The sequence below is a fragment of the Rhizobium sp. CF142 genome, from assembly GCF_000281145.1.
Lineage (GTDB): Bacteria > Pseudomonadota > Alphaproteobacteria > Rhizobiales > Rhizobiaceae > Rhizobium.
The window spans coordinates 53,439-78,088 of record NZ_AJWE01000097.1 but is presented as its reverse complement, the minus strand read 5'-3'; the positions used below and the strand labels follow the sequence as shown (position 1 = coordinate 78,088).

At 60.3% G+C, this 24,650-nt stretch carries 22 protein-coding genes and 1 pseudogene; 11 read left to right on the top strand and 12 right to left on the bottom strand.

The window, feature by feature from the left end; genetic code table 11:
• Nucleotides 1–212: 212 nt before the first annotated feature.
• A complete protein-coding gene (locus PMI11_RS21050) occupies nucleotides 213–968 on the bottom strand; it encodes an IclR family transcriptional regulator (RefSeq protein WP_007821035.1) in 756 nt (251 codons plus the stop codon).
• 95 nt (nucleotides 969–1,063) lie between these two features.
• Nucleotides 1,064–1,975, bottom strand: coding sequence for an acetamidase/formamidase family protein (locus PMI11_RS21045; RefSeq protein WP_007821033.1), 912 nt, complete (start codon nucleotides 1,973–1,975; stop codon nucleotides 1,064–1,066).
• A gap of 116 nt (nucleotides 1,976–2,091) precedes the next feature.
• On the opposite strand from PMI11_RS21045, the gene PMI11_RS21040 reads away from it, so the two are divergent.
• On the top strand, nucleotides 2,092–2,571 hold the full coding sequence (locus tag PMI11_RS21040; protein WP_085990559.1) for a YbaN family protein: 480 nt from the start codon (nucleotides 2,092–2,094) through the stop codon (nucleotides 2,569–2,571).
• An 824-nt stretch (nucleotides 2,572–3,395) separates the two neighbouring features.
• Here the strand turns inward: PMI11_RS21040 and PMI11_RS21030 are convergent.
• Nucleotides 3,396–5,075: a Na/Pi cotransporter family protein gene (locus PMI11_RS21030; protein WP_007821027.1), complete on the bottom strand. Its 1,680-nt coding sequence runs from the start codon at nucleotides 5,073–5,075 to the stop codon at nucleotides 3,396–3,398.
• 368 nt (nucleotides 5,076–5,443) lie between these two features.
• Between PMI11_RS21030 and PMI11_RS37395 the strand changes: the two genes are divergently transcribed.
• The 4 genes from PMI11_RS37395 (at nucleotide 5,444) to pcaF (ending at nucleotide 8,416) form a co-directional block, all read left to right on the top strand.
• Complete coding sequence (locus tag PMI11_RS37395; RefSeq protein WP_157179666.1) at nucleotides 5,444–5,581, top strand: hypothetical protein; 138 nt, start codon at nucleotides 5,444–5,446, stop codon at nucleotides 5,579–5,581.
• A 228-nt stretch (nucleotides 5,582–5,809) separates the two neighbouring features.
• A complete protein-coding gene (locus tag PMI11_RS21025; RefSeq protein WP_007821026.1) occupies nucleotides 5,810–6,517 on the top strand; it encodes a 3-oxoacid CoA-transferase subunit A in 708 nt (235 codons plus the stop codon).
• A complete protein-coding gene (locus PMI11_RS21020; protein WP_007821025.1) occupies nucleotides 6,514–7,203 on the top strand; it encodes a CoA transferase subunit B in 690 nt (229 codons plus the stop codon). Before PMI11_RS21025 ends, PMI11_RS21020 begins: the two co-directional genes overlap by 4 nt.
• A gap of 10 nt (nucleotides 7,204–7,213) precedes the next feature.
• A complete protein-coding gene (gene pcaF / locus PMI11_RS21015; RefSeq protein WP_007821024.1) occupies nucleotides 7,214–8,416 on the top strand; it encodes a 3-oxoadipyl-CoA thiolase in 1,203 nt (400 codons plus the stop codon).
• A gap of 7 nt (nucleotides 8,417–8,423) precedes the next feature.
• On the opposite strand, the gene PMI11_RS21010 is transcribed toward pcaF, so the two are convergent.
• Entirely contained in the window at nucleotides 8,424–9,311 is an 888-nt protein-coding gene (locus tag PMI11_RS21010) for an amino acid ABC transporter substrate-binding protein (RefSeq protein WP_007821023.1), read from the bottom strand.
• 206 nt (nucleotides 9,312–9,517) lie between these two features.
• Between PMI11_RS21010 and PMI11_RS21005 the strand changes: the two genes are divergently transcribed.
• From PMI11_RS21005 to PMI11_RS20995, 3 genes are all read left to right on the top strand, one after another.
• A complete protein-coding gene (locus PMI11_RS21005; protein ID WP_007821022.1) occupies nucleotides 9,518–10,312 on the top strand; it encodes an SDR family NAD(P)-dependent oxidoreductase in 795 nt (264 codons plus the stop codon).
• A gap of 83 nt (nucleotides 10,313–10,395) precedes the next feature.
• The gene (gene glgX / locus PMI11_RS21000) at nucleotides 10,396–12,552 is read left to right on the top strand and encodes a glycogen debranching protein GlgX (RefSeq protein ID WP_007821021.1); all 2,157 of its coding nucleotides are present in this window, start codon (nucleotides 10,396–10,398) and stop codon (nucleotides 12,550–12,552) included.
• A 17-nt stretch (nucleotides 12,553–12,569) separates the two neighbouring features.
• Nucleotides 12,570–13,580, top strand: coding sequence for a DNA topoisomerase IB (locus tag PMI11_RS20995; protein WP_007821020.1), 1,011 nt, complete (start codon nucleotides 12,570–12,572; stop codon nucleotides 13,578–13,580).
• Between the two features lie 163 nt (nucleotides 13,581–13,743).
• Here PMI11_RS20995 and PMI11_RS20990 read toward each other — a convergent pair whose 3' ends face one another.
• From PMI11_RS20990 to PMI11_RS38150, 7 genes and pseudogenes are all read right to left on the bottom strand, one after another.
• Nucleotides 13,744–14,478 carry a glutathione S-transferase gene (locus PMI11_RS20990; protein ID WP_007821019.1) on the bottom strand — a complete coding sequence of 245 codons (735 nt, stop codon included), beginning with the start codon at nucleotides 14,476–14,478 and terminating at the stop codon, nucleotides 13,744–13,746.
• Nucleotides 14,479–14,495: 17 nt separating this feature from the next.
• Nucleotides 14,496–14,786: a DUF3175 domain-containing protein gene (locus PMI11_RS20985; protein WP_007821017.1), complete on the bottom strand. Its 291-nt coding sequence runs from the start codon at nucleotides 14,784–14,786 to the stop codon at nucleotides 14,496–14,498.
• 69 nt (nucleotides 14,787–14,855) lie between these two features.
• Nucleotides 14,856–15,170, bottom strand: a complete 315-nt coding sequence (locus tag PMI11_RS20980) for a hypothetical protein (protein WP_007821013.1) — start codon at nucleotides 15,168–15,170, stop codon at nucleotides 14,856–14,858.
• Between the two features lie 68 nt (nucleotides 15,171–15,238).
• Nucleotides 15,239–17,962, bottom strand: coding sequence for a hybrid sensor histidine kinase/response regulator (locus tag PMI11_RS20975; protein ID WP_007821011.1), 2,724 nt, complete (start codon nucleotides 17,960–17,962; stop codon nucleotides 15,239–15,241).
• Nucleotides 17,963–18,119: 157 nt separating this feature from the next.
• Complete coding sequence (locus tag PMI11_RS37730) at nucleotides 18,120–18,293, bottom strand: hypothetical protein (RefSeq protein ID WP_007821010.1); 174 nt, start codon at nucleotides 18,291–18,293, stop codon at nucleotides 18,120–18,122.
• Between the two features lie 327 nt (nucleotides 18,294–18,620).
• Entirely contained in the window at nucleotides 18,621–18,947 is a 327-nt protein-coding gene (locus tag PMI11_RS20970) for a DUF2934 domain-containing protein (protein WP_007821008.1), read from the bottom strand.
• Nucleotides 18,948–19,089: 142 nt separating this feature from the next.
• Nucleotides 19,090–19,290, bottom strand: a pseudogene (locus PMI11_RS38150) (uracil-DNA glycosylase); the annotation flags it as partial.
• Between the two features lie 67 nt (nucleotides 19,291–19,357).
• On the opposite strand from PMI11_RS38150, the gene treZ reads away from it, so the two are divergent.
• From treZ to PMI11_RS20950, 3 genes are all read left to right on the top strand, one after another.
• A complete protein-coding gene (gene treZ / locus PMI11_RS20960; RefSeq protein ID WP_007821005.1) occupies nucleotides 19,358–21,187 on the top strand; it encodes a malto-oligosyltrehalose trehalohydrolase in 1,830 nt (609 codons plus the stop codon).
• 76 nt (nucleotides 21,188–21,263) lie between these two features.
• Nucleotides 21,264–22,727 carry a phospholipase D-like domain-containing protein gene (locus PMI11_RS20955; protein WP_007821004.1) on the top strand — a complete coding sequence of 488 codons (1,464 nt, stop codon included), beginning with the start codon at nucleotides 21,264–21,266 and terminating at the stop codon, nucleotides 22,725–22,727.
• A 94-nt stretch (nucleotides 22,728–22,821) separates the two neighbouring features.
• A complete protein-coding gene (locus tag PMI11_RS20950) occupies nucleotides 22,822–23,646 on the top strand; it encodes an endonuclease/exonuclease/phosphatase family protein (protein WP_037071835.1) in 825 nt (274 codons plus the stop codon).
• Between the two features lie 14 nt (nucleotides 23,647–23,660).
• Here PMI11_RS20950 and tehA read toward each other — a convergent pair whose 3' ends face one another.
• A complete protein-coding gene (gene tehA / locus PMI11_RS20945) occupies nucleotides 23,661–24,650 on the bottom strand; it encodes a dicarboxylate transporter/tellurite-resistance protein TehA (RefSeq protein ID WP_051034620.1) in 990 nt (329 codons plus the stop codon).

Sequence of the window (24,650 nt, the reverse complement as noted above, 5' to 3'; positions counted from 1 at the left end):
TTCATGTGTGCCATCGTAAGCGTCGTAAGCAATTCTGCCGATCGGCCGGCAAGACAGAACCACCCGAAGGCCAGCGTCTCCAGGACGTTGCGCCCACACCCTCTAGCTAAAGGGTGTCGCAATCTTTCAGATGCGCTTGCCAAGCCTTCGGTTTTGTTCGACGTATGTCGTTATCGCAAAACTGCTGCGCACTTTTGCGATAACGACATGCTTTAGCGCAGCACGGTGCGCAGTGTGGTTTGCGTTTGCTTGAGTAGCGGCAGGTAGCGCGCGACCATCTCGGCCGCCGGCACATGGGCGGCCGGTGCGCCGATATTGATGGCCGCTACCGTCTGGCCGCGGTCGTTTTCGACCGGTACGGCGATGGAGCAGAGGCCGATCTCAAGCTCCTGGTCGATGAGAGCATAGCCCTGTGCGCGAACCTTGCGGAACTCCGCCATCAGTTCCCCAGGATCGGTCTTCGTGTTCGGCGTGTTCGCCTTCAACTCGCTTCGGGAAAGAACCGCCCGCGCCTCGGCTTCAGGGAGGGCGGCAAGCAGTACGCGGCCCATCGAGGCGCAATAGGCGGGAAGACGGCTGCCGGGCGTGAGATTGATCGACATGACGCGGCGCTGCGAGGCGCGGGCGATATAGACGATCTCGCTGCCGTCGAGCACCGAAGCGGACGCACTCTGGCCCGCCTTCTCGGAGAGCGCATCGAGATGCGGCTGAATGAGCACCGGCAGCGGTGTCGCCTCCAGATAGGCATGCCCGAGCCGCAGGATCTTCGGTGTCAGCGTGAAAAACTTGCCGTCATAATCGGCGTAGCCGAGTTCGGCGAGCGTCAGCAGCGAGCGGCGCACCGTGGCGCGGTCGAGGCCGGTAAGCTTCGCCGCATCGGTGATGGATAGCCGACGATGCATTTCGCCGAAAGCTTCGATCACCTTGAGGCCGCGGGCGAAGCCGCTGACGAAATCGCTTTCGCGCATGGACTTGTCTGGCTCCTTGGTAGCGGCTCAGAAGTTCGGTTGCCGGATCGATGATGGGTGAGGTCGATCGCGGCCCTTGTGCGGCCGGCAATTGCTCAGCGCGCCGGAAGCCATTTCTTCGCAACCCGGCAGGCGATCGTATAGGCAGGGTCGAAGACGTTGCCGATATCGTAGCGGACCACCTGGCCGAGCAAATGGCTGGCCGCCACCTTCGTCAGGCCGTAGTCCGCTACGAGTACGTTCAGCATTTCGGTCGTGGCATGCTGCAGAGCCTGATCCAGCGGCCTTGCATTGCCGATGGTGATGATATCATCGGCAATTTCGGCCCTCGGCCAGGACATCGGCCTTGCCTTTTCGACGGTCAGGCGGACCGTGACCTCGAATGTCGTTTCGACGCCGGTACCGACGATTTCGCCGTCACCCTGGACCGCATGGCAATCGCCGAGAAAGAACAATGCGCCGGGCGCAAAGACCGGAAACCAGATCGTCGCGCCTGGACCGAGCAGGCGATAGTCCATGTTTCCGCCGTATGCGCCGCTGGTCGCCGTTGAGATCGCCTGGCCGTGGCTCGGCGCCACGCCGAAACATCCGATCATCGGCGATAGCGGCAGCATCAGGGTTTCGATGCCGGCAACCTGCTCCTTCAGCTTCACCGTCATCGCTTGCCGGTCGATGTCCCACAGCGTCTTTTCGGACCTCGGAAGATCGCGAGCCGCCTCGGGATCGATGACATTTGCCGCCAGCACACTGCGAGTGAAGCCCATGTCCCGCGTTGGCTTCATGTCCAGAATTTCGACCTTGAGGGCATCTCCGGGTTCGGCACCTTCGATGAAGATCGGCCCATTCATAGGATTTGGACCGTGTGCCCGCTGGACCTCATCCTCGTCGTAGCCCCATGCATCGAGCGTGCGGGTTACGACCGTATCGCCACTCATGATTTTCAAGGCAGGAGGCAAGGTGCCAATAACGTTGTAAAAGGCAGTCGCGACGAAATCGTGGGTCGTCATGGTAGAGGTTCCGCTCAGATGTTTGGAATGTGTTGCGCAAGGTGGTCGTGTGGTTCGGCGAACTTACGCGTCGGCTGGGCGACCGTCGATGTCAAAATTGATGCTTCCGTGAATGGATGGCGAGTGGGGCCTCGATTATCTCGGGGCCTGACGACGCGACAGGAGTGTGTGAATTGAGTTCTACGCCAGGTCCATCGCGCAGTTCGTTCCGACGGGCTGTCTACCTTTGCCTTGGTCTGTTGATGGTTGGCCTTGGAATTATCGGCGCCATTCTGCCGCTCATGCCGACGACGATTTTCCTGATCCTGGCCGCATGGTTCTTCAGCCGGTCATCTCCGCGCCTGGAGGCTTCTCTGATGAACAGTCGATTTGGCGGCTCACTGCGTGACTGGCGCGAGAATGGCGCGATTTCCGGCAAGTCCAAGAGCTTAGCCTTGATCGGGATGTCGGCGGGATACGCGATATTCCTCGCTACTTCCAAGCCGTCTGTTCCGCTCGCGATCATTGTCGGTGCGCTGATCCTCGCCTGCGCTGCCTATGTCGCTTCGCGTCCGGGTTCCGCCAGTCGCGACGAGCCGGATGAAAGTGACGGTTAATCTGCTTTGCCGACAAGAGGCACTTTACAATGAACGTAAACTCAAATTATACGGCCCGCTCACTATTGCTCCCACACCTCAGCATTCCCACCCGAGCACCATGCCAAAAACTCATAAGCACAAGTTCCTGCGGGAACAGTATCGACGCATGCTTGCGTCCGACCACCACATCGATCCACGCTGGCGTGACAGTTTTGACGCGTTCCTGACAGATATCGACCATCTCGCGCCGAACACCGGAAGCCGTCGAATTATTGGTCGCAGGAACCTCAAGCTCGGATTTGTACCCGGAAATGTCGAGTGGCATTGGGAAAGCACGACACTGCCCACATCGCGGGAAGCCAGAGGACGTTAAGTCTGACGGCGCGACGGGCTCGATCTAAATTGAGCTCGGCGCTTGTGGAGCAGCTTACTTGATGCTTATCGGTGTCTCTCCCTGCTGATATGGTGCGGGGGTCTCAATGAGGGGATGGATCGAATAACGAGCTTTGCGATCGAGGCGTTGAGCCACAGGCTGAGCATCAATTTGATGAAGCCGGCCACGAGCAGGACATAGATGAGAACGTTGTTGAAATGGGCGAAGAACCCCACCAGCGGGTCCTTCTTCTTGCCCGCGGTAGCCGGTTCTGTCCATAGGTGCCAAGCCGCCCTTCCGCTTCCGCGGCAGCGAGGCTCTACTCGGGATCGACATTGAGCCGCTGTTCGATATCCGCAACCGGCATCGCGTGCCAGGCTATTGCGCTCGCGCCTGTCACTATCGTCAACTGAACCATCGTCTTCCCCTCCCATTGCGGTGTGTCTGGTCGGACCACCGGTCTCGATTGTCACGCTCGCGGGTCGATCGCCTCTCCCGTGTGTTCATGTCGGCCCAGGAGATGCGTCGCCGAGCGCCAGGCATGATGCGCGATCCGGTCGAGCCGCCGGACAGCGTCGACGCGGGCAAAGGCTTCGGTGGCAGTCAATTTTCCGGGTGCGACGGCGGCGAGGGTCTCGGCGCGGTGATCGCGCTGCAAGGCGCCGAGGTCCTTCGCCGCGCGCTCGATGTGTGCGAACGAGGCGTCGACCTCAGCCGAAACGGTCCAGCCAATCGGCTCCGCCCGCGCCGTAAGCGCAGATTCTGCGGTAATCGATTCACCAACCATCTGCGTCGCCCGCATCGCCTGCATGCAAAGCTCAGCGACGCGAAAGTCATCGGATACACCGGCCATCCGTTCGGGAATGCCGCCTTCCTCAAGGATTTCCACGAGCCTCGAGGCATGTTCAAGCGCGTGCAACGTGCTCGTCATGCGCTGCCGCTCCTCTTCCGTCTCGGGCGGTTCTTTCAGCTCGGAGAGAAAATCCTGTGCCCGCGCGAGTGCTGCGGCCGCTGCCGCGCTATCCTGCATCGTACGACCACCCTCGTCCGAGAGGGCAGCGGCGACTGAAGCCGCCGACGTCTTGAGGATCTCCGCCACGACGCGCCGGGTTGTTTCGACCGCGATCACCGGATTGACGAGCGCGCTTGGATCGAGCGCACGTTCGAGCGGTGTCTCTCTGGAGGGCAGAATGCGCTCCACGATGCGGGTGAACCATCGCGTCGCCGGAAGGAGCACCGCGACTCCGACGACATTATAGGCCGTGTGGTAGGCGGCCAGGAGCGTCGTCCCGTCGACTGACGCGGCAAACGCTCTCATCGCCGCTGTGGTAAACGGAAAAGCGAGGATTGCGATGAGTGCGGCTACGACCTTGAACAGCACATAGGCAAGGGCGAGGCGCTTGGCCGTCGAACTGGCGCCGATGGCCGCCAACGCGGAACTCGTCGCTGTTCCGATGTTCTGGCCGATGATCAGGGCCGCACCCTGCTCGAGGCTGATCGCCCCGGCATAGAAAGCCGCAATCGTGACGGCGATGGCAGCCGTCGATGACTGCATGACCGCGGTCATCGCCAGGCCGACGGCGATCAGGGTCAGGAGGCCGACCGAGCCTGAGATCCAGCCAACTCCCGGCACACCGAGCACTGCGGGCAAATCGGATGGATGCAGGCTTTCAGCGAGGCCTCCCATGCCCTGCTGAAGGGTCGTGAGCCCGTAGAGCACCAACGCGAAGCCTGCGAGCGCGCTGCCCGCTGCCGCGCTTCGCCCGCCGCCAAGCAGCTTGGCTAGCGCGCCGGCAAAGATCAGGGGCAGGGCGTAGGCGGACAGCGAGACGCGCACGCCGAGCAACGCCACCAGCCAGCCTGTGCCCGTCGTGCCGACATTGGCTCCGAACACGAGGCCAAGCCCCTGCGGGAAGGTCAGAAGCCCGGCATTGACAAGGCCGATCGTCGTCATAGTCACAGCGCTCGAAGACTGCACGAGCAGCGTGATTAGCGCACCCCAGAAAGCGCCTGTGAAAGGCGTGGCCGCCGCTTTGCCGAGGACCGAGCGCAGCGCCGAGCCGGCCAGAGCCTTCAATCCGTCGGTCATGACGGTCATGCCGAGCAGGAACAACCCGACGCCGCCGAGAATGGCAATTACCGTCGACATCCGCGCCCCGCAGCCATCGGTTTTCCTTTTAGCGTACGCTAAACGGGATCATACGCGAATACCACCCTGTGTTGCGATTCCTTTTTTTATGCCGCGCGAGGGGCATACGTTTGGTGCGCGCGTGCGGACATATAAACGCGGTTCCTCACCTCGGACGTGCCGAGCCGAATATTGCAAGCAGGAGCCGATTTATTCGGAAGTGGCTGAGGGAGCCTGAACGCTGGGAGCCGGCTGCCCGGCTCCGCAAACTCTTCGCTTGGCCCTCACCTCAAAGGAATGCGCGTTGACGTATCTCAATGTTCGCTGGAGTGTCATCGGGCATTCGTGTTTTCGAGCCAAAGTGACCGCATGGCACAAGAAGACGAGCAATGTCGCAAGCGTCAGCCTTTCCCGATGAGAAGAATGATGACCTTGATGATCTTTGCACGCAGCTCATGACATTGCGTCAAAAGGTCGAAGCACAGATGCGAACTGAGCTGACGGCGACAATCGGCAGTGCCGAGTGAGCATCGCGCATCTTTAGAAAGCCTTTTTCACTACCTCGCTCTCAGGCATCACGACATAAGGCCATTGCGCTGCTCGGCCGCGTTCGCCGCGCAGCCCAGTTTATTTTTGTGCGATATACGAACAAAAATAAAATAACGCACAAAATTCTTGCCGTCCAGATGGCTCTCGCTTTATGCCTTTCTCATTGGGGGCACGAAGGAGCCTCATCCGGCAAGGAGAGATCCAGCATGGACAAGACAATCGGGCGCGCGGCGGACGCCGTCTCTGAAATCGGCGACGGCGCTACCGTGATGATCGGTGGCTTCGGTGGCTCGGGTGCGCCGATCGAGCTCATTCACGCCTTGATCGACAGAGGGCCGAAAAATCTCACGGTCATCAACAACAATGCCGGCAATGGCCGCATCGGCATCGCGGCAATGATCGATGCCGGCATGGTCAGGAAGATGATCTGCTCCTTCCCGCGCTCATCCGACCCGCGCGCTTTCACGGATAAATATCTGGCCGGCGAGATCGAGCTGGAGCTCGTGCCGCAGGGAACGCTCGCCGAGCGGATCCGTGCCGGCGGAGCCGGCATTCCTGCTTTCTATACGCCGACCGGCTATGGGACCGATCTTGCAGAAGGCAAGGTCATCGCCGAGTTCGATGGCCGCCACTATGTGCAGGAACGCTGGCTGAAGGCCGATTTTGCGATCGTCAAGGCGCATGTTGGCGATACCTACGGCAACCTCACCTACAACAAGGCCGGCCGCAACTTTAACCCGCTGATGTGCATGGCGGCTGCCAAGACGATTGCGCAGGTCTCGACGATCATGCCGGCTGGCGGCATCGATCCCGAACAGGTCGTCACACCCGGCATCTTCGTCGATCGCGTCGTCGAGATCGCCAATCCGCAGCAGGAAGAAGAGCTCATTCGAGCCGGGGTGGCCTACGTATGACCGTCGACACCAGAGAAGACATCAAGCTATCCAACGCCCAGATCGCCTGGCGCGCCGCCCAGGACATTGCCGATGGCGCCTATGTGAACCTCGGCATCGGCTTTCCGGAAATGGTCGCGCGCTATCAGCCGCCAGGCCGGCAGGCGATCTTCCACACCGAAAACGGCATTCTCAACTTCGGTGAGGCACCACCATCTGGCGAAGAGGATTGGGACCTTATCAATGCCGGCAAGAAGGCAGTGACGCTGAAGCCGGGTGCAGCCTTCTTCCATCACGCCGACAGCTTTGCCATGGTACGCGGCGGCCATCTCGATGTCGCAATTCTCGGCGCCTACCAGGTCGCTCAAAACGGCGATCTCGCCAATTGGCGCGTCGGCGCCAAGGGTGTGCCGGCCGTCGGTGGCGCCATGGATCTGGTCCATGGTGCCAAGCAAGTCTGCGTCATCACCGAGCATGTCACCAAGAACGGCGAGCCGAAACTGGTCGACAAATGCGCTTTCCCGCTGACGGGTGTGGGCTGTATTACCCGCGTCTACACGAGCCATGCCGTCATCGACATCAAGGACGGACGTTTCGTGCTGCGCGAGAAGCTTGCCGCGATGTCGGCCGAGGAACTGCAGGCCATGACCGGCGCACCGCTCCATATCGAGGGGCCGGTTGCCGATCTCGTCGTTCCCGAACTCTGAGGACAAGTCCATGACCGAGGCCTTTATCTGCGATTATATCCGCACGCCCATTGGCCGCTACGGCGGCTCGCTCTCCTCCGTTCGCGCCGACGATCTCGGCACCATTCCGCTGAAGGCGCTGATGGCGAAGAACGCTTCCGTCGACTGGGAAGTGGTCGATGACGTCGTCTTCGGCTGCGCCAATCAGGCGGGCGAGGACAACCGCAATGTCGCCCGCATGTCGCTGCTTCTCGCTGGCCTCCCGGTCTCGGTGCCGGGAACGACGATCAACCGGCTCTGCGGCTCGGGCATGGATGCCGTCATTACCGCGGCGCGCGCCATCCGATCAGGCGAAGCCGAGCTGATGATTGCGGGCGGCGTGGAAAGCATGTCGCGAGCCCCCTTCGTGATACCGAAGGCCGATACCGCTTTTTCGCGCGCTGCGGAAATCCACGACACGACGATCGGCTGGCGCTTCATCAATCCTCTGATGAAGAAGCAGTATGGCGTCGATTCCATGCCGGAAACCGGCGAGAACGTTGCCGAGGATTACAAGGTTAGCCGCGAGGACCAGGACGCCTTTGCCGTACGCTCGCAGGCGAACGCTGCGGCCTCCCAGGCAAGCGGCAGGCTGGCCAAGGAAATCACCTCGGTGACCATCCCGCAGCGCAAGGGCGATCCGATCATCGTCGAGAAGGACGAACATCCGCGCGTAACCAGCATGGAAGCGCTCGCCAAGCTGCCGACGCCCTTCCGTCAGGGCGGTACGGTGACAGCCGGTAATGCTTCGGGCGTCAATGACGGAGCGGCTGCCCTCATCATCGCTTCGGAAGCGGCGGCCAGGAAATATAGCCTGACGCCGATCGCCCGTATTCTCGGAGGTGCGGCCGGGGCCGTCCCGCCGCGCGTCATGGGCATTGGACCTGTCCCGGCTTCCCGCAAGCTGATGGCACGCCTCGGCATGAAGCAGGAACAGTTCGATGTGATCGAGCTTAACGAAGCCTTTGCCAGCCAGGGACTTGCCGTTCTGCGCGAGCTCGGCATTGCCGATGACGATCAGCGCGTAAACCGCAATGGCGGTGCGATTGCGCTCGGCCATCCGCTCGGCATGTCGGGTGCCCGCATCACCGGCACCGCAGCGCTGGAACTTGCCGAAACCGGCGGTCGTTATTCGCTATCGACCATGTGCATCGGCGTCGGCCAGGGCATTGCTGTGGCGCTCGAACGGGTCTGAGAGCGGCCTATTCGGGGATCGACTGCATCATGATTTGGCTGCGCAGGGCCGGTGCCTCCGCTCCGAAATAGGCCTTGAGCAGCTTTGGGAAGTCGTTCGAGGTGTAGAAGCCCGTCAACGTGCGGTCGACGAGAAGCCTGAAGGCGGAATCGTCGCGCCGCATCGCGATGCCATAAGGCTCGTGGGTGAAAAGGCGGCTGCCGAGCTCCAGTTCGGAAGGGTTTCCCGCCCGATCGGCAAGGCCGATGAGGAGGGACCGGTCGGCGAAGTAGGCATCGATCTTGTGATCCTCGAGCGCCTTCAATCCGTCCTCATGCGTCGGAAAATCGATGATGTGGGTCTGCGGCACGTCGGGACCGATGGCATCGCGCAACGTTGCACCGGTCGTCGTGCCGGCGCGCGCACCGATCGAGCTCTGGGCCGGCGACTTCAGGTCGACGGCGCTGACGGGGCGCTTGTCGAGAAAGAGGATTTGCAGGTAATCGGGGGAATCCTTGCGCAACAGCGCGCTGGCACCCGTCAGGAAGATAGGCTGGGAGAAGTCGACGCTTTCTCGCCGGGCAAGATTGATCGTGGTCGCACCGCAGAGCAGATCGATCTTGCCGTCCTTCACCGCGCCGAACCCATCAGACAGCGTCGTCTCGATATAATTCTTCTTCAGGCCGGAAACCTCGAGGCCGACCTCATCGGCGATGCGGCGGCAGAGATCGATCGCATAGCCGGCAGGGCTGCCATCCACCTTCTTGAAGGAGAAGGGCTTCTCGTCGGCGATATAGCCGAGACGGATGATCTTGCTCTGCTTGATCGTGTCGAGTGTCTGGGCATCTGCAGGCCCGTAGGCAGAAAGACCGAGGGCAGGGCCCAGAAAAAGCAGCCATTTCATGCGCTTGAGCATGTCTTCCCCTCAAAGAGCGGTAACCCTCACCGCGGACCGAAGGCCGAGACTATGGCCTGCCAGTCATTTGTCAACGGCAGCACCCGTTGCCGCCGGCACGCCCATCTCGCTCTTTCGTGCATTGCCCTTCTGCGATCTCGCCTGCTAAGACTGGCACATATCGTTTCATCACCTATGTCCTTGGTTTTTCGGGAGGCTATCGTCGCATGGCAGATCTTGCTCAATCGCTTGCATCCATCAAGATTCCAGACCTCGCGGGCAAGGCCGTGCTGATCACTGGCGCCTCGACAGGCATCGGCGCGGCCGTCGCCCGCGCTCTGGCCGCCCAGGGCGTCAAGGTCGGCGTGCACTACAATGCCAGCCGTGAACCGGCCGAAAAGCTTGCCGATGAAATCAGGGCAGCCGGGGGTACGGTGCATCTGGTGCATGGCGACGTCTCGCGGGAAGGCGAGACGGAGCGGGTCGTCGAAGAGACGGCCAAGACCTTCGGCCATCTCGACGGCCTGATCAACAATGCCGGCGGCATGCTCGGCCGCAAGCCGACTTCGGAATATACCGATGAGCATTATGAGAAGGTCATGAACCTCAATGCCCGTTCGGTGCTGGCGGCAACACGCGCGGCCCATCCCTGGTTGAAGAAGCAGGGCGGTTTCATCATCAACACGACCTCGATTGCGGCGCGCAACGGCGGCGGCAATGGCGCAATTCTTTATGCGGCTTCGAAGGGTTTCGTTTCGACGATAACCCACGGACACGCCAAGGAATTTGTCGCCGACAGGATCCGGGTCAATGCAGTCGCGCCGGGCGTCATCGCAACGCCCTTCCACGAGCGGTATACGAATGATGAGCAGATGGAACTGCAGCGCAAATCCATTCCGATGGGCTTCGTCGGCACGTCGGAGGATTGCGTCGGCGCTTATCTCTTTCTCGCCTCGCCGACCTTGTCAGGTTACATCACCGGTCAAATCATCGAGGTCAATGGCGGCCAGCTGATGCCCTGATCTGGACCAAAACGGCGCAAACTGAGGGAACTTTCGCACTGCTATGACGTTTCCCGCTTGGCCATTCATCAAGCGGAGGCGTCATGAGCTTTTCCTTTTCCGAACTCGACTTCCTGAAACCGGAGCTGGGGGCGGAATATATCGGTTCAGGCACGCATTTTGCGGTTTTCTCCGCACACGCAGAACAGGTAGAGCTCTGCCTGTTCTCTCCCGACGGTAAGAAAGAGGTTGCCCGGTTGCCGCTGCCGAAGCGCGAGGGTGATATCTGGTCGGGCTATATCGCCGGTGTCGGTCCGGGCACGGTCTATGGCTACCGCGCGCACGGTCCCTACGATCCGAAGAACGGCCATCGCTTCAATGCCAACAAGCTGTTGCTCGATCCCTATGCCAAGCAAGTGCTCGGCGATCTCAAATGGGACGACGCGCTTTATGGTTATACGATCGGCAAGGACGATCTTTCCTTCGACGAACGCGATAGCGCGCCTTACATGGTCAAGGGTGTCGTTCAGGATCCGGATTTCGACTGGGCTGGTGAACAAGCGATCCGGCGGCCATGGCCGGAGACGATCATCTATGAGGCGCACGTTCGGGGACTGACGATGCTGCATCCGAAAGTGCCTGAAAGATTGCGTGGCACCTTCCTCGGCATGTGCAGCGATCCGATCATCGATCATCTCTGGAAGCTCGGCATTTCCGCGATCGAACTGCTGCCAATCCAGTTCTTCCCGAACGACCGCTATCTCGAAGAGAAGAAGCTGACGAATTACTGGGGTTACCAGACACTCGGTTTCTTCGCACCGCAGGCGCGCTATCTCTCGGGTGACAAGATCACTGAGATCAAGACCATGGTCAGGAAGTTCCATGCCGCCGGTATCGAAGTCATCATGGACGTCGTCTATAACCATACGGCCGAGGGCAGCGAGAAGGGGCCAACGATGTCTTTCCGCGGCCTCGACAATGCGAGTTACTACATCCTCTCGCCCGACGATCCGCGCCATACTTTCGATACGACGGGCACCGGCAATACGCTGAACGTCGCTCATCCGATGGTCATGCGCATGGTGCTGGACAGTCTGCGCTACTGGGTTGGCGCGATGCATATCGATGGTTTCCGCTTCGATCTTGCCAGCACGCTCGGCCGCCAGGATCTGGAATTCGACCGGCAGGGCCTGTTCTTCGGCGCGATCCGCCAGGATCCGATCCTGGCCGGGGTCAAGCTGATCGCCGAGCCCTGGGATGTCGGAGCCGGCGGCTATCAGGTTGGCGGCTTCCCGCATCCTTTCCGCGAGTGGAACGATAAGTTCCGTGACGATGTACGCCGCTTCTGGAAGGGAGACGGCGGAATGGTGTCGGAGATCTCGCAGCGCATCACCGGCTCGGCGGTGCAGTTCAATCACTCGGATCGCGGAGCGACATCATCAATTAATCTGCTGTCGGCGCATGACGGCTTCACGCTGATGGACACGGTTTCCTTCGACGACAAGCACAATGAGGCAAATGGCGAGGACAACAGGGACGGTCATTCAGACAATCATTCGGACAATATGGGTGCCGAGGGCATGACCGATAACGAGGACATCAACAGGCTGCGAGTACGCCGGCGCCGCAACATGATGGCGACTTTGATGCTCTCTCAGGGCGTGCCGATGATCCTTGCCGGCGATGAGGTCGGCAACAGTCAGGGCGGCAACAACAACGCCTATTGTCAGGACAATGAGATTGGCTGGACGAAATGGGACGGCCTCGATGATCCGTTCCTTGATTTCTGCCGCAAGGTCGTCGCGTTCCGCAGGGCGCACCCGGTGCTGAGGCAGGAGCGCTTTCTGACAGGCGACAGTACCGAGGACGGCCGTGTCGAAATCGCCTGGTACAAGCCGGACGCCAGTTTCATGGATGACGGCGCCTGGAATGATGATGGGCTGCAAGTGCTCGGCGTCTATCTCTCGAAGAGTGCGCATTCCCCCGATGCCGAGGAGATGGATGATCTCTATCTGGCCTTCAACGCCGGCGGCGATTGCGAGGTGCATTTGCCCGAGGTCAACGGCCTGAAGCACTGGGCGCGTGTGCTCGATACCGGCGCCGAGGAGGATGCTTTCAAGCTCCATGAGCAGGAAGGTCCCGTCATGGTTTATGCCCAAAGCATTGCAGTCTTTGCACCGAAGGGGCAGACCCGGCCGCCAAAGGATGCAAGCAAGGCCGAACGCCGCAGGTGGTTCCATTTCGGTCGGCGGAGCAGGTGACGGATCAATAGCAAGCAATGAATGCCGACGTCATCACCGAGCTTGGTCTGATTTATGTCAGCGATACGGAACCCGGTATCCGCAGACGACGAAAGGGCAAGGGCTTCAGCTATACGCTGCCAGACGGGAAAACGCTGGCCGACGAGATGCAGCGAGCGCGCATCCACGCGCTAGGCCTGCCGCCGGCCTATGACAATGTGTGGATCTGCATCGACGAGAACGGTCATCTGCAGGCCACCGGCTTCGATGTGCGTGGCCGCAAACAATACCGCTATCACAAGGATTGGCAGGCCTTCCGCAGCACCGGCAAATTCCATCAACTCATCGAGTTTGGCAATGCACTGCCGAAAATCCGGCGAACGGTGTTGCGCCATCTCGATACCGGCGCGGAGGACATCAACGGTGTGCTTGCCGCGCTGACAATATTGCTCGACGAAGCGCATCTGCGCGTCGGCAACCAGGCCTATGTAAAGGAGAACGATACCTACGGTGCAACAACACTGCTGAAGCGTCATCTGAAGATCGTTGACGGTCGCATCGAATTGAAATTCCGCGCCAAGGGCGGCAAGCGCGTGCAGCGCAGTCTCAAACATCCACGCCTGCAGAAGATATTAGAAGAGATCGCCGATTTGCCGGGCAGGCAGCTCTTCGTCTGGAAAGACGAGACGGGTGCGCTGAGACCGATCGATTCCGGCCGGCTGAATGCCTATCTCGCTGACATCTCGGGCATTGCCATTTCCGCGAAGACTTTCCGCACATGGGCAGGTTCGCTTGCCGCTTTCGGCGCCGCGCGCAACGCCATATCAGAAGGAAGACGGCCGACCGTCAAGGAGATGTCGGAAGCTGCGGCCGACGTCCTGCATAATACGCCTGCGATCTCTCGCTCCAGCTACATCCACCCGGCAATCATTGCACTTTCAGCCAAGAATGAGACGCTGGAGGAGGGCAGCAGCGAACCCCTGCGGGGGCTTCGAGTGGATGAGAACCGCATGCTGGATTTCCTGACGCGCCACACCATTGTCGAGTGAATAAAAAACCCGCGGGGGAGCCGCGGGTTACGCATTCAAACAGGAGAGTATGGGGCACGTTCTCGTGGCGGCCTTCCTCGACCTTTCGACATTTCAAATTCTGGATCGAAGACAAAACCGACGGCGAAGACATCGTTCCCGAAAAATTGAAAGCAATGCCTGATCAGGGCGCATCCATGTCGAGTTCCGGATAGTGGCGGAAAATGCCTTCCGTGCTGAAAGGCAGGCGGCGGTCGGATTTCAGATAGCGGGCGATGTTGGGGCGATGCTCGACGCTATCATGGAGGGCGGCAAGTAGAGGATATTTGCTGCGGTATCTGCTCATCGCCTTTGGAAAGGCATAAACGAGACCCTCGACGATCTGGAAGAGCGACAGGTCCACATAGGTCAGCGCATCGCCGGCTACATATTTGGGGCCATCCGGATTCTGCCGCAGTACGCGTTCGAAATAGCCGAGGAATTTCGGGATGCGCTCCTTGATGAAATCGGCCGAACGGGCCTTCGCCTCGTCCTTCTGGTCTTCGTAATAGAGCGAGGTGGCGATCGGGTGATGCGTGTCATGCACCTCGGCGACGAAATCGGTGATCGTGAGCTGCAACCCGTTCACGACATAGCGCATCCCTTCGTCATCAGGTGCCAGGCCGAGTTTGGGGCCGAGGTACAGAAGAATGTTGGCGACATGCGGAATGATGAGGTCGCCCTCCTTGAGGAAGGGTGGGGCGAAGGGAATGCGCGCTTCGCTATCGCTCTGCATGATGCTTAGCATCGCGCCGGTGCCGCGCCCGCGGCCAGATTGGCGGGTAATGTCGATATAGTCGGCACTGGCTTCCTCGAGTGCCAGTCGCACAAATTCTCCACGGCCCTGGATGCCGTCCCAATAATAAAGCTCGTAGGTCATTTGCCCTCGTAATGTCTTTAACGCTCTGTTTGGCGGCCGAAACCCTTGCGAAGTTCGTCCTTCGTCTTTTCAAGTGTGCCCTTCTGCTTCTTCGTCAACTGGTCTCCGGCGCGGTTGATGTAGAAATTCAACACCGACATGGCCGACCGGAAGGGGCTCGATTTGCGCCGGTCGCTGTCTTCGGCCGAGTGTATCAGGGAAGCGGCGATCTTCTTCGGATCGTTGGATGTGAAGACACCTTCCTTGCGGTCCATGGCGTCACTGTTTTCGGTGGCACCCTGTGACCATTTCTTCTTGCTCTTCGCCATTGCGAGTGTCCCTTAGCAGCGGCATGCGGCGCGAGGTCACCTGCCGCGTTGCTGGTGTCTGATGTGCCCTCAGTGATGGGCGTGGTGTTCGTTGCGCTTGCGGGTGGCGGCCGCCTTCTTGGCGGAAGCGGAACGCTCTTCCTTCGAGCGAGATGCGGAGGCGTGGCCGCCGATCCGTCCGCCCTTCTCGGAGGATTCGTTCGTATCCTTCTTGCCGCGCCCGGAGCCGGATTTGTTGCCGCCGCCGCTTTCCTTGTTGACGGTTGCCCATGCACGGCGTTCTGCCTCCCCTTGGGATACGCCGCGGTCCTCATAGCCTTCCTCTATATGCTCGGCTTTTCTCTTTTGCTTGTCGGTATAAGCGGATTTGTCACCTCTCGGCATGGCTGCCTCCTTTGGTTCGAAAGAGGCTCAACCGCTGGTCATCTAAAAGGTTCCGAGGCCGTCCCGGTCTAGGCAATTGGGCGCTGGCGGGCAGCGGTCTTCACAGCGCGGTCGAGTGCTGCGGTGGTAAACGGCTTTGGCAGCAGCACGGAACCGGAAAAGCGGTTCGCATCCGGCAGATTGCTGTTGCCGGTTGCAAAGACGAGGCCGACCGAAGGGAGAGCTTCGCGCGCCAGCGCTGCGAAGGCCGGGCCGGACATGCCCGGCAAGCCGACATCGGCAACGATAATATCTGTATTCGTATCTGGGCTGCGCAGGAGTTCGATGCCCTGTTCTCCGCTGTCGGCTTCGATCACGTCATAGCCGAGATCCCGCAGGATTTCGGCAGTATCCATGCGGATGAAGGCATCGTCCTCGACCAGCAGAAGCTTCAACCTGGCCTGGACGATGTCGCGCGGTTCCCCGCTGGCCGGCAGCGGCACCGGGTTGGTCTGGCGGCGTTGCGCATGGTTGGCGAGGACGTGGCGGACTTTCTGCGCCAAGGCCTCCCGTGTATAGGGCTTGGAGAGGAGCTCCAGGCCGGGATCGAGCCGGCCGCCATGGACGATCGAGTTTTCGGTATAGCCTGACGTATAAAGCACGGCGACGTTGGGCAGGCGCTCGCGGGCCATGCGCGCGAGTTCCGGGCTCTTCAGCGGACCAGGCATGACGACGTCGGTAAAAAGCAGGTCGATATGCGCGCCGCTCTCGATCACGGTCAACGCACTCTGCGCATCTTTGGCCTTCAGCACGTAATAGCCGAGATCGGTCAGCATCTCGACGACGGTTGTGCGCACGCCTTCGTCATCCTCGGCGACCAGAATCGTCTCGGTGCCGCCGATTGCGGGAACATTGTCGCCAGCGGCGATCCTGTCTTCGCTTTGGAAGGAGCGAGGAAGATAAAGCTTCACCGTCGTGCCTTCGCCGATCTCGCTGTAGATCTTCACATGGCCACCGGACTGCTTGGCGAAACCGTAGACCATGGAAAGGCCGAGACCGGTGCCCTTGCCTTCCGGTTTGGTGGAGAAAAACGGTTCGAAAGCCTGCTCGATGATCTCAGGTGGCATGCCTGTGCCAGTGTCGGTCACCGCGAGCACCACATATTGGCCGGCTGCGACCTCCGGATGTGTGCGGCTGTAGGAGTCGTCGAGAAAGGCATTTCCCACTTCGATCGTCAGTTTGCCTGCGCCATCCATTGCATCGCGGGAATTGATCGCAAGGTTCAGCAGTGCGTTCTCGATTTGGATCGGGTCGGCAAAGCTGTTCCAGAGGCCGCCGGAGACCATGGTCTCAACCTCGATTTCCTCACCGAGCGCGCGGCGCAGCAAGTCATCCATGGCAGAGACGAGGCGGCCGATATTGATCACCTTCGGCTCCAGAGGCTGTCTGCGGCCGAAGGCGAGAAGCTGGCTGGCGAGCCGCGATCCGCGCTCGACGGCGGATAGCGCGTTGGAGATGCGCTCTTTGGCTCGGCCGTTATTCGTCACATCCTTGCCGAGAAGCTGGAGATTGCCCGAAATGACCTGCAGCAGGTTGTTGAAATCGTGCGCGACGCCGCCGGTGAGCTTGCCGATCGATTCCATCTTCTGCGCCTGCTGCAGGGCTGCTTCCGCCTGCTGGCGTTCGAGGATTTCGGCGGCGACACGGACCTCAAGCGTTTCGTTCAGTTTGCGGAGCTGGTCCTCGGCCTCGCGGCGCTGGACGATCTCAAGCTCAGCAGCGCGGATAAGCCGGGCGTTGTCGATTGCGACGGCAGACTGGCCAGCCAGGCTGACGAGGCTTGCCTCTGCCGCATCCGAAAAGCGGGCGGGCTGGCTGTGACCGAAGAACAGCCCGCCAATGACGCTGCCGTCGCGTGACTTGACCGGCACGGCGAGATAGCTGCGCACAGGAAGGTGGCCATTCGGCATGCCGAAATGCGGCGCATTCTGCCCGTAGCGCGGATCAAGCAGGATATCGTCGGAGCGCACGACGCCTTCGCCGCTGAAAGTCGGTGCAAAAACCTTGGTGTTGTGCGGCATCGGAAACCTGTCGAAATGTTTCCGGTCGACACCCGACAGCGCGTAAAGCATGTAACTGCCGCCTTCGCCGTCGTCGACATTGTAGAAGAAGGCGCCGAATTCGGCGCCCGTCAACGCTACGCCAGCATCGACAGCAATCTGTGTCAGGCGATCGACATTGAGTTCGGCGGTAATCGCCGAGCCGGCCCTGTTAACGACGGCGAGTGTTGCGGATTTTTCCCGAGCCTCATCCAACGCGATGCGCTCCCGGCGCTTGGCAAGCACTTGGTCCGTCACTTCCATCGTCGCGCAGAGAATACCGGCGACCTTGCCGTCGTCGTCCCGCAGCGGCGTGTAGGAAAAGGTGAACCAAGTGTCTTCCGTCTGTCCCTCGCGCCGCATGGGGACGTGCAGTTCCTTGTAGAGCTGTGACCGACCTTTAAGCGTGGCCTCCACGATCGGCTCGAACTGCGGCCAGATATCGGACCAGACCTGCTGAAACGGTTTTCCGAGGGCGGCAGGATGCCGTTCGGGAAAGATCGCGACATAGGCGTCGTTGTAGATGAAGGCGAGTTCGGGGCCCCAGGCGACGAATTTCGGCTGGCGTGAATTGACAACCATTTCCGCGATATGCCGGAGTGAACTCGGCCATGCTTCGACTGACCCGATGCCGGCAGCATCCAAACCATTCCGGCGCAGCAAATTCCCGATTTCGCTATCGCCTTCCGGCCAGCGGCCCCCAACCCGTGCCATCAAAAATCGCTTTCAATCTTACTGTGGCATCACGCGCGCCGGGTCTGCCGGTCCACGTCGACAAAATAGAGGCGTGGGGCAGGAGGGAAAGGGCGAGCTGCAAATATCGTTAACCGGGCAAAGTGTCCGATTACTCGCAAAAGGCTGTTTATATTTGTTATTCCTGATCCAGCTTCTGCGAGGCGATGAAAGCGCGGCTCAAAGCAAAGGAACGAAGCTGGATCGGTTTGCGCGGATCGCGAAAAAATACGCCGACTATATTATCAACCAGAAGTATGAGCCCCAGCGCGAAACCGACATAGAGCAAAGCGGCGATCATAAGAAGCGACATCTCCATCCCTCACACCGGTGCAGGAAAACCCCGGCCGGAGGCCGCGGGAACTGGGATGACAAGGGCATGGGCAAAACGGCAGTTCATGGCGACTTCCCCTGTTTGCCCATAAACAGCCGGAGGATACTCTTGCTCCCCGTTTCGAGGGGTGGACGCAGCTTTTTTGCAAAGCTGTCCAGACGGACGTTTCATTCGGCTTGTGGTCACCCCCGCATAGAAGCTGGCGCTTCATGAACTTCTTAGCGCGCAACTAATTCAACTTATGACAAAAAAAGCTAAGGGGCGCCGTGAAGGCGCCCTTTTTCATTGCAATTTGAATATTTCTCTTCAGGAAGCCGACTTGCGTACGGCTGCCCGCTTCGGGGCCGGTTTGACGATGCCGTTGGTCTTTGTGTTTGTCGCCGCCTGTTTGGCAGGTTTCTTGACTTCGCCGCCATTCGTGACCTCAGCTGCTGCCGCCGTCTTGGCTGACGCCACCCGTTTCGCCCGAGGTTTTACTTCCTTGCCGTTTGGAGATTTTGAAGCCCCCTTGAGCGCGTCATGCTCCGCCCTTGCTTGTTCCCAATGGACGGAATCCCGTCCCGTCGGGTGCCCCTCTTCTTCCCAGAGGGCATATGCACGTTTCTTTATCCACTCTTCCCGAGTTTCTGCCATCGCTGATCTCCAGTCACAACATGCCGTCGTTCGAACGCGATACCGTTGAAAAGGTTCCAGACTATGGAGCCGGTTTCAAGTGGATTTGCCAAGTAAATCGGGAATATTTTTGCGTTGCAGTATTTATAGGCAATAACTCGTTCTAGTTGCCTTGATATTGGACAGCACGGTGCAGTTCCTCGATGAAATTCGCACGCCGGCGCGCGACATCCTCCTCCTCGCGAATCCGCAGGAGGAAGGAAGGGTGGATGGTCACGAGAACCGGCGGACGGTTCTCTGGCATGAGGATGTGACCGCGCTCAGGTGTCAGTTTCACCTTCGAGCCAAGGAGGGAATAAAGTGCCTGCCCGTTCGGAACAACCCGCAGCCTCAGGAATTTGATGCTGATTGGAAATCACACGGGGTGAGGGATGAACCAGATTTCACAGACAGGCACGATCGTGGAAGGCACGGGACGCTGGGGTGCCGCGCTGCTCGCGGGCGGCGGCGCGCGTTTTCGCCTCTGGACGCAAGGTGAGAATGCGATCTCGCTGCGGCACTGCGGCCAGGATATCCCGATGCAGGACGTCGGTGGCGGCTGGTTCGAAGCCACTGCGGCGGAAGCATCCGCCGGCGATGAGTACATGTTCGTCCTCCCTGATGGAAAAGCCGTGCCGGACCCGGCGTCGCGGGCGCAGACAGGTGACGTGCATGGGCCGTCTCTGATCGTCGATCCCAGCTACCAATGGCAGAATTCGCGCTGGTGCGGCCGTCCCTGGGAAGAGGCCGTCATCAGCGAAATCCATATCGGTGCCTTTACGCCCGAGGGTACGTTCCGGGCTGCGGTGGAGAAGCTGAAGCATCTCGCGGAAACCGGTATCACGGCTATCGAAGTGATGCCGGTTGCGCAATTTGCCGGCAAGCGCGGCTGGGGTTACGACGGCGTGCTGCATTATGCGCCGCATTCCGCTTACGGCACGCCGGCCGATTTCAAGGCCCTTATCGATACGGCGCATGGCCTCGGCATCATGGTGCTGCTCGACGTCGTCTACAATCATTTCGGACCCGAGGGTAATTATCTCCACTGCTATGCGCCCGGCTTCTTCCGCAAAGACCGGGAAACGCCCTGGGGGGCGGCGATTGATTTCGGGCGGGAACCGGTGCGGCGCTTCTTCATCGAGAATGCGCTCTACTGGATCGGTGAGTTCCGGCTGGATGGGCTCAGGCTCGATGCCGTGGAGCAAATCCATGATGCCTCTGAAAAGCATGTGCTTTCGGCCATGGCCGAAGAAGTGAAAGCCACCTTCGCCGACAGGCAGGTTCATCTCGTCGTCGAAGACCAGCGCAATCTCGTGGAGCTGCTGGTCCGTGACGAGAACGGCGCTCCCAAGGCCTATAAGGCCGAATGGAACGATGATTTCCATCATGTGGCGCACATCATCGCGACCGGCGAAACCATCGGCCACTACAAGCCTTTCGCCGGTCAGCTCTGGCATAAGCTTCGCCTGGCGCTTCAGCATGGCTTCATCTATCCGGATCGAACGGAGCCGCCGGGACTACCTGTCGGCGAGCGTCGCTACCTGCCGCCGACCGCCTTTGTCGATTTCCTGCAGAACCACGACCAGATCGGCAACCGCGCCTTCGGCGAGCGGCTGGTGAGCCTTTCCGATCCCGATATGCTGGATGCGTTGACAGCGATACTCCTGCTCTCACCGCACATTCCCTTTCTCTTCATGGGGGAGGAGTATGGGGAGAGGCAACCCTTCTATTTCTTCACCGATTACACGGGCGAGCTCGCCAAAATAGTCCGCGAGGGTCGTATGGCGGAAGCCGAGGGTTTCGGCGGATTGAAGGCTGGCAGGACCGCGGCCGATCTGCCCGATCCCAATGCCCTTTCGACTTTCGAGAGTTCGAAACTCGGCTGGCAATGGTTGGAGAACGAAGAGGGCCGGAAAAGCCTGGCTTTCGTCGCCGAGCTCCTGAAGCTGCGCAAGACCTATATCGTGCCGCTGCTGCGGCAGAGCTGGGCCATCGAAAGCGGCGCGCTGGAGGCGCCCGAAGGGGCGGTCGCGGTTTGGTGGAAGTTTGCGAATTTGACGCTGGCGCTACGCGCCAATTTGTCGGGGCAGGCGCTATTCTTGCCGTCGGTCGCCGGGACGGTGATCTACGAGCGCTACGGCAAGGAAGCAAAGCCCGCCGAGAATGGTGCGCTGCCGCCGCATTCGGTCGTCTTTATCATCGATATTGAGCCGGCAAATTAAGCATCTGAAAATTTCGCGTTGAGAGCGAGCCACGCACTGATTGAACGCAGACGATTCGCGGCTATATCCTGTGGCGATGTTCCAACTGCTGTCGACCTACTGGCCGCATATCCTCTTCGTCATCTCCATTGCCATGGGGGCAGCGGCGGCGATCCACGCCACCATGACCAAGGAAGAGGTCCGGGCCGCGACCGGCTGGGTGGGCGTCATCCTCCTCTCACCGATCATCGGCGCTCTGCTTTACATGATCGCCGGCATCAACCGCATCCGCCGCAAGTCGCTGAGCCTTCGCCGCGACGCGTTGCTGCCTGCCGCCGATCTGGACGAACTCGAAAAGTTTGACGCGGAGACCGATGCCGTCATCAGCCAGTTCGGCCGGCGTTTTGCTGCCCTGCAGACGCTCGGCGATCGCGTCACGCGCTATCCGCTGACGACGGGCAATACGATCGACATGCTGGAAAACGGCGACGAAGCCTATGCGGCGATGAAGACCGCAATCGATGGCGCCGAGCGCAGTATCCTGCTGGAAACCTATATCTTCGACCGTGACAGGATCGGGCTGCGTATCGCCGATGCGCTGATTGCAGCCGTCAAGCGCGGCGTGGAAGTGCGCGTGCTGATCGATGCGGTTGGTGCGCGCTATTCGGTGCCGAGCATTCTCGGATACCTGAAGGACGGCGGCGTGACCGTCGATGTCTTCAATGGCAACGTCATCATGGGCCTGAGGCTGCCCTATGCAAATCTGCGCACACACCGCAAGATCCTGATCGCGGATGGAAAGATCGCACTGACGGGTGGCATGAATATCCGCGAAGGCTTCAGTGAGGAAGCGGTCGGCGGGAGTTTTGCCCATGACACGCATTTCAGCGTCAGCGGCCCGGCGGTTGCCGATCTCTTCGACGTCGCGGCCGAGGACTGGCGTTTCACGACAGGCGAAGTCCTGAACAGTGAGCCCTGGCGCAGCGACCGACTGGAGCGCAAGCGCGGCGATCCGGTCTTCTTGCGCGTCGTCGCTTCCGGACCGGACCGGAGCGTGGAAACGAACCACAAGATGCTGATAGGTGCCTTTTCTGTCGCGCGCCAGTCGATCCGGATCATGTCGCCTTACTTTCTACCGGATCGGGAGCTGATCAGCGCGCTGACGACGGCGGCCCGGCGTGGCGTGGAGGTTGATATCGTTGTGCCTGCCGCCAACAATCTCGTTCTGGTCGACCGGGCGATGACGGCGCAGTTCGACCAGATCGTCAAGAACTACTGCCGCATCTGGCGTTCGACCGGCAGCTTCAGCCATTCCAAGCTTCTTTCTATCGACGGGACCTGGGCCTATGTCGGTTCCTCCAATCTCGATCCGCGCTCGCTGCGGCTGAATTTCGAAGTCGATCTCGAAGTGCTGAATGCCGGCTTTGCCGCCGAAATCGATGAGCGCATCGATGATGCCATCAAGTCCGCCACGCCGGTTACGCTCGAGGGCCTGTGGTCGCGGCCCTTCCTGGTGCGGCTCCTCGAAAAGGTGCTGTGGCTGGGTTCACCATATCTTTGACAGAGTTTTCATGATTGCGGCATGGCAAGTTTTGCTGCGCTGCCTATAATCCTGAAAAAGAGCTTTTCGAGCAATGGAGCCGGCGTTCCTTCCGATGCAAGTCAAGAAGAAAGACAGTCTGCCCGCCAGTATCATCGCTTCCATCAAGAATAGGAGGAAGCGCGTTGAGACCTGGCGTGCGGGGCCAAAACCGCGCAATGACGGCACTCTTATCGCCTCCTACAATGTCCATAAATGCGTCGGCACTGACCGACGCTTTGATCCGGAACGCACGAGCCGTGTCATTCATGAGATCGATGCCGACGTCATCGCGCTGCAGGAGGCCGATACGCGTTTCGGCGAGCGTACGGGCATTCTCGATCTCGCCCGGCTGGAGCGCGAGACCGGGCTCGTTCCAGTTCCGATCTCAGGGGCGGTGAAAGCGCATGGCTGGCATGGTAATGTCGTGCTCGTCCGCAAAGGTCTGGTGCATGATGTGCATCAGGTGAAGCTGCCAGGGCTAGAGCCGCGCGGCGCGCTGGTTGCGGAAATAGAGCTCGAAGCTGGCGGCACGCTGCGCATCATCGCCGCGCACTTCGGTCTGCTGCGGCATTCGCGGGCGCAGCAGGCAAAGACGCTGGTCGATCTCATCAGCGACCGTCACGAAATGCCGACCATCCTGCTTGGCGATCTCAACGAATGGCGGCTCGGCGACCGCTCGTCTCTCAATACTTTCCAGATGGCCTTCGGTCCGCTGCCGCCCGCCGTTCCGAGCTTTCCTGCCGGCTTGCCGGTTCTGGCGCTCGACCGCATCATTGCCAACCGGAAAGGCATCATCTCCGCCGTGGAGGTGCATGACACTCCACTAGCCCGCATGGCGTCCGACCACCTGCCGATCAAGGCGGTGGTCGATCTGCAGCAGGAAGTGGCAAGGGTTTAGCCCCGTGCAGGCTCTCAGGCACGGACGGGAGCAGGAAGAAGCTTGCCTCTCACCAGCAGCCAGAGCGTTCCGACTGCAATGATCGCAAGCGCGATGTTGACCAGCACGAAGATAACCGGCGCAAGCTCGCTGATCGCGCCGGCGTCGCCGCGCGCCGTCATGCGCAGTGCTGCTGTCGAAAGCGCAGTAAGGCCGAAGGTGAAAGCCCAATAGGAGCCGGCGAAGGGTTGTTGCATGATCCAGGGCAGCTGGCGGCCGATGATCAGGACCTGCAGGATGGCGTAGCCGAACATGGCATGCACCAACATATCGGGCGCGCCGGTCGTAACACTCAGATAGGCGGCGCTGCCGACGGCGGGCGGGGCAAGCTGGATGCCCAGAGTCGGGCGCAGCGGTGCGGCTAGCTCCGGCGCCATCAGCAGCCGGTGCAACAAGACGGATTCGATTGCCAGCCAGGAAAAGAAACCGGCGCCGAAGGCGAGCTGGCCCCAGTCGGCATAACCAAGCGTGCCTGCCGCGATGGCGGTGACGAAAGAACCGGCAACAGTCGGCAGATAAAGAACCGGCGTGTTGGTGACCGGATCACGCCCACCACGCCAGAGCAGACCGGTTCGCCACAGCAGGAAGAACAGGGTGATGGCGAACCCTGCCAGAGCCAAAACTTCAGTTCCGATGCGCGAATAAGGAAGGATCGTAAGTCCCGCCAGCATGGTCGCGACGCCGATCAGACCGACGAAGCAGCACTGGATGGGATGTTCAAGTTCCGCTGTCACCTCCTTCGGCGCGACAAACCATTTCGCGACGTAGAGGAGGATGAGGACGAGCCAGATGGCAAAGCCAAGAAGGCTGATGGCTTCGCCCACGCTGGCCGGAACCGGCCAGATGGCAGCGGCCGCGCGCCAGCTGTTGCCGAGCCCGACAACGCCAAGAACAATGCCAAAGAATGCAGCGGGTATGCGGGGGAGCGACATGTTCGTTTCTCCGAATTGGTCCGGCAGGGTCAT

Coding starts and splice junctions, on each gene's coding strand:
- PMI11_RS21050 (WP_007821035.1), bottom strand. CDS start 968: ATGCGCGAAAGCGATTTCGTCAGCGGCTTCGCCCGCGGCCTCAAGGTG.
- PMI11_RS21045 (WP_007821033.1), bottom strand. CDS start 1,975: ATGACGACCCACGATTTCGTCGCGACTGCCTTTTACAACGTTATTGGC.
- PMI11_RS21040 (WP_085990559.1), top strand. CDS start 2,092: ATGGCGAGTGGGGCCTCGATTATCTCGGGGCCTGACGACGCGACAGGA.
- PMI11_RS21030 (WP_007821027.1), bottom strand. CDS start 5,075: ATGTCGACGGTAATTGCCATTCTCGGCGGCGTCGGGTTGTTCCTGCTC.
- PMI11_RS37395 (WP_157179666.1), top strand. CDS start 5,444: ATGTCGCAAGCGTCAGCCTTTCCCGATGAGAAGAATGATGACCTTGAT.
- PMI11_RS21025 (WP_007821026.1), top strand. CDS start 5,810: ATGGACAAGACAATCGGGCGCGCGGCGGACGCCGTCTCTGAAATCGGC.
- PMI11_RS21020 (WP_007821025.1), top strand. CDS start 6,514: ATGACCGTCGACACCAGAGAAGACATCAAGCTATCCAACGCCCAGATC.
- pcaF (WP_007821024.1), top strand. CDS start 7,214: ATGACCGAGGCCTTTATCTGCGATTATATCCGCACGCCCATTGGCCGC.
- PMI11_RS21010 (WP_007821023.1), bottom strand. CDS start 9,311: ATGCTCAAGCGCATGAAATGGCTGCTTTTTCTGGGCCCTGCCCTCGGT.
- PMI11_RS21005 (WP_007821022.1), top strand. CDS start 9,518: ATGGCAGATCTTGCTCAATCGCTTGCATCCATCAAGATTCCAGACCTC.
- glgX (WP_007821021.1), top strand. CDS start 10,396: ATGAGCTTTTCCTTTTCCGAACTCGACTTCCTGAAACCGGAGCTGGGG.
- PMI11_RS20995 (WP_007821020.1), top strand. CDS start 12,570: ATGAATGCCGACGTCATCACCGAGCTTGGTCTGATTTATGTCAGCGAT.
- PMI11_RS20990 (WP_007821019.1), bottom strand. CDS start 14,478: ATGACCTACGAGCTTTATTATTGGGACGGCATCCAGGGCCGTGGAGAA.
- PMI11_RS20985 (WP_007821017.1), bottom strand. CDS start 14,786: ATGGCGAAGAGCAAGAAGAAATGGTCACAGGGTGCCACCGAAAACAGT.
- PMI11_RS20980 (WP_007821013.1), bottom strand. CDS start 15,170: ATGCCGAGAGGTGACAAATCCGCTTATACCGACAAGCAAAAGAGAAAA.
- PMI11_RS20975 (WP_007821011.1), bottom strand. CDS start 17,962: ATGGCACGGGTTGGGGGCCGCTGGCCGGAAGGCGATAGCGAAATCGGG.
- PMI11_RS37730 (WP_007821010.1), bottom strand. CDS start 18,293: ATGTCGCTTCTTATGATCGCCGCTTTGCTCTATGTCGGTTTCGCGCTG.
- PMI11_RS20970 (WP_007821008.1), bottom strand. CDS start 18,947: ATGGCAGAAACTCGGGAAGAGTGGATAAAGAAACGTGCATATGCCCTC.
- treZ (WP_007821005.1), top strand. CDS start 19,358: ATGAACCAGATTTCACAGACAGGCACGATCGTGGAAGGCACGGGACGC.
- PMI11_RS20955 (WP_007821004.1), top strand. CDS start 21,264: ATGTTCCAACTGCTGTCGACCTACTGGCCGCATATCCTCTTCGTCATC.
- PMI11_RS20950 (WP_037071835.1), top strand. CDS start 22,822: ATGCAAGTCAAGAAGAAAGACAGTCTGCCCGCCAGTATCATCGCTTCC.
- tehA (WP_051034620.1), bottom strand. CDS start 24,650: ATGACCCTGCCGGACCAATTCGGAGAAACGAACATGTCGCTCCCCCGC.